At 38.5% G+C, this 3,859-nt stretch carries 3 protein-coding genes and 1 pseudogene; 1 reads left to right on the plus strand and 3 read right to left on the minus strand.

The features are described 5' to 3' along the window. Nucleotides 1-209: 209 nt before the first annotated feature. Nucleotides 210-2,161, minus strand: a pseudogene (hrmK, locus tag FFR48_RS26130) (hybrid histidine kinase/response regulator HrmK). Nucleotides 2,162-2,346: 185 nt separating this feature from the next. Here hrmK and FFR48_RS26135 point away from each other — a divergent pair. Then, on the plus strand, nt 2,347-3,213 hold the full coding sequence (locus tag FFR48_RS26135; RefSeq protein ID WP_096565675.1) for a branched-chain amino acid ABC transporter permease: 867 nt from the start codon (nt 2,347-2,349) through the stop codon (nt 3,211-3,213). Nucleotides 3,214-3,405: 192 nt separating this feature from the next. Here FFR48_RS26135 and psaX read toward each other — a convergent pair whose 3' ends face one another. Beyond that, nucleotides 3,406-3,522: a photosystem I protein PsaX gene (gene psaX / locus FFR48_RS26140; protein ID WP_096565677.1), complete on the minus strand. Its 117-nt coding sequence runs from the start codon at nt 3,520-3,522 to the stop codon at nt 3,406-3,408. A 69-nt stretch (nt 3,523-3,591) separates the two neighbouring features. After that, complete coding sequence (locus tag FFR48_RS26145; protein WP_162501972.1) at nt 3,592-3,729, minus strand: hypothetical protein; 138 nt, start codon at nt 3,727-3,729, stop codon at nt 3,592-3,594. Between the last annotated feature and the right edge of the window lie 130 nt (nt 3,730-3,859).

The raw sequence follows: 3,859 nt of genomic DNA on the forward strand, positions 1-3,859 counted from the left end.
GGGTATACCGGAAAAAGTGTGCATTTTTTGGGATTTCAAGAGATGGCAAAGAAATTTTCAAATCTCCTCCTGACTCCTGACTCCTGACTCCTATGCCCTCACGGAAAGACTTTCTCAGCAACCCCTAAGTATTCAGCCTCCTGCCTTCTGCCTTCGTTAATTTTCTTGCTCTTGAAAACTAGAGACTTTAAACCCAATTAACCTCATTATCAATTGTCAATTATCAATTGTCCATTGTTAAATCCTTGACAATATTTTGCTACCATACTACCTAAAACTTGTAAATCTATGGGTTTGGAAATATAATCATCAACACCAGCAGCTAAACAAGTTTCTTTATCTCCTTTCATAGCCATTGCTGTTTGGGCAATTATCGGAATATGCTGATATTGGGGATGTTTTCGCAGTTGTTCCACTAAACTCAAACCGTTGCTATCTGGTAAATTCACATCCATTAAAATTACTGCTGGTTGTATCTGTGGGAGAGTCATCCACATTTCCTGTGCATTCTTAACACAAGTCACTTGATAACTTAATATACTTAAATAAATTCGTATTAATTCAGAATTGGCAAAATCATCTTCTACTAATAAAATTTCTCTTGATCTACTGATGGGAATATGAACAGAAGATTGGGGAACAGCAAAATTACTCGTTACTTGACTTAATTCTAAATCTTTTTCTGCTTTGACTTCGATTGCTTCCAAAACTTTTCCTGTGGGTTTAAGTGGTAAGATAATAGTAAAAGCAGAACCTTTATTTACTTCCGATTCTAACTCTAAAGAACCACCATGAATTTGAGCCAGTTGTTGTGTCACTACCAACCCTAAACCAGTACCTTCGTTGTTTCTAGAACCGGGGTTCATAATTTGGCTATAAGGACGAAATAGTAAAGATTGATATTCTTTGGAAATACCAATTCCAGTATCCCAAACTGTAAATCTTAAAGATAAATCTTGTGTAGCTACCTTTAAACCTACACTACCTGAATTGGTAAATTTGACTGCATTAAATAATAAATTCAAGAGCATTTGCTTGAGTCGCAAAGGATCAGCTAATAAAGTTGTTACATCATCGTTAATTTCTAAACGTAATTTCAAACCTTTATTAGCAGCTTTTTCTTTCACTAAAGCTAAAACATTGCTACATAATGATGGTACATCAATTATTTCCCATTGTATTTCTAGCTCGTTGGCTTCTATTTTGGAAAGATCCAAAATATCGTTAATCAAGTCTAGTAAATGTTTACCACTCGATTGAATAATGTGTAAATATTCTTGATGGCGTTGTCTGTCTGGTTCGTAACCTTGTGCTAAAAGTAGATGAGTAAATCCAATTATAGAACTTAAAAGTGTGCGGATTTCGTGACTGGTATTGGCGAGAAATTGATTTTTAAGTTGATTGGTGCGTTCTAATTCTTGATTATAATTAGCTAATTGTTTACATCTTTCTTGCCAAAATTGCATTTGCTTTAAGCTGTTACACAGCTAAATTGTATAATCCTAATGTTCTGAACTCTTGTTTAACAGGCAAGATGCCTGTTCCACTTATACAAATTAAATGCACAACAGCTTAGTTGTGTTAAGGCTGTATGACAATGCTGAATTGTTCTTTTAATGAATTGCGATCGCAGGGGAGTTAAGGATGGTTTAATTGAAACACCATTCACGTTAGACTTTGATGTGGCAATAATTAGCCATGCCATCATACCGTTATCATCATCAACTAAACGCCAAGCACTGCCAGGTTTTTGTTTCTCCATTTGCTGCAAATCTTCCAGTCTGATGGTAGCGTTTAACCTCAAGTCCAGCTTTGTTCCAGGTTGGGATATTATTTCTATGATTGGTGTTCTCAGGGAGGAAGAACTAGAAACATAACAAATCTTACCCACTATTTCATCTGCTGGAAATTGAGCGATCGCCACCCAACGCCCATTTAAAGCTTTTTCCAGTTCGTTGACTACCGTTTGATAAATTTCTGCTTCTGTCCCTGTGGACTGCATCATATTAGCAGCCAGCAGACAATCATTTAAACGACTCTGCAAATGATTCAAGCTGTTTTGCAACCAAAAATTATCCCGCCGTTGCTGGATTGTGTGCAAAAGTTTTGATGTTCCATCGATCTGGGAGTTTTGTTCTGGTAAGTTTGAAGACTGCTGCATGGTTTACTAGACAGCCAAAGAAACTAACCTTGGCAGGAAATTATGAACTGGATTTTATGTATATTAACGTAGAAATATCTTTTAATTGTAAATTATAACTGATAGTGTCTATTGTAACGCCTAATGCAACTGTTATTGAATCACATTACACATTTATTTTATTTTCTTCACAGAAACTTAAAACAATGGATACACAACTAGCTCAATTAATCATTAATGGCATTGCGGTGGGCAGTATTATTGCTCTAGGAGCAGTAGGACTAACGCTGACCTATGGAATTTTACGATTATCAAACTTTGCTCATGGTGATTTTCTTACCTTGGGAGCTTATTTGACTTTGGTAGCCAATGCCTTGGGTGTAAACATTTGGCTATCAATGATTTTAGCAGCATCGGGAACAGTCGCAGTAATGTTACTGACAGAAAAATTGCTGTGGTCAAAAATGCGGTCAGTTCGTGCTACTTCCACCACACTGATCATCATTTCTATCGGACTGGCCTTATTTCTCCGCAACGGCATTATTTTTATTTGGGGTGGTAAAAACCAAAACTATAATCTCCCTGTCATCCCTGCTTTAGAATTTGGGGAATTACGGATACCGCAAAATCAATTATTGGTACTAGGGTTAGCTGTGCTGGCGATTTTGTTTCTTCACTACATATTACAAAACACTAAAATCGGTAAAGCTATGCGAGCAGTAGCCGATGATTTAGACTTAGCTAGAGTATCTGGTATTAACGTTGATAGAGTAATTCTTTGGACTTGGATAATTGCAGGTACTTTTACTTCTTTAGGCGGTAGTATGTACGGTTTGATTACCGCTGTACGTCCGAATATGGGCTGGTTTCTGATTTTGCCCTTGTTTGCCTCTGTGATTTTGGGTGGTATTGGCAATCCCTACGGTGCGATCGCTGCTGCTTTTATCATTGGTATTGTTCAGGAAGTCAGCATCCCTTGGCTAGGTTCTCAGTATAAACAAGGTGTAGCTCTCTTAATCATGATTTTGGTGCTGCTCATCCGTCCCAAAGGTTTATTTAAAGGCACAATCTAATACCATTTTAGATTGTGGATTTTGGATTTTGGATTGTGAAAGTCTTGATATATCAACATTTCATCTTTTAATTGTTCAAATTCATCTTTCCAATTAGTATAAAAAATCAGCCTTCAGCCGTCAGTATTTAGCATCAACCTAATGGCAAGAAAGTTGATCGCTAAAAGCTGAAAGCTGAAAGCTGAAAGCTAATTATTCAATGATCTGAAAATAATAAGCTGCCACCAAGAAGTTGATCGCCAACAGTAGCAACGCCCAACTGGCACGGAAAACGTAAGAAGGTTTAGCAGCTTTTCCTTTGGAAGTCATAAATTTGGTTCTCCTGATTTAATCACTTTTCCACAAATAGCAAACATAAGCGCCAATTTTCCAGAAACTTTAAAAATATTTGTGTGGGGACTGGGGACTGGGGACTGGGGACTGGGGACTGGGGACTGGTGACTGGGGACTGGGGACTGGGGACTGGGGACTGGGGTCTGGTGACTGCCGACTGAGTCCCGGCGACTGGGTACTCACTACTGGTGCCTGCTCCCAGAATAACCCGAGCTCTCGTCTGTTTACTGCGCTCTGCGGATTCGTGCCGAATGACCGTGTCCCGCTGCACGTAGCTCGACTATCCATAACTCCATCTCTCTTGTCATGCACA

This window comes from Sphaerospermopsis reniformis, assembly GCF_005402885.1.
GTDB lineage: Bacteria > Cyanobacteriota > Cyanobacteriia > Cyanobacteriales > Nostocaceae > Sphaerospermopsis > Sphaerospermopsis kisseleviana.

What these genes read in the sequence shown, in the direction of transcription:
- FFR48_RS26135 (WP_096565675.1), top strand. Translation starts at nt 2,347, where the DNA reads ATGGATACACAACTAGCTCAATTAATCATTAATGGCATTGCGGTGGGC.
- psaX (WP_096565677.1), bottom strand. Translation starts at nt 3,522, where the DNA reads ATGACTTCCAAAGGAAAAGCTGCTAAACCTTCTTACGTTTTCCGTGCC.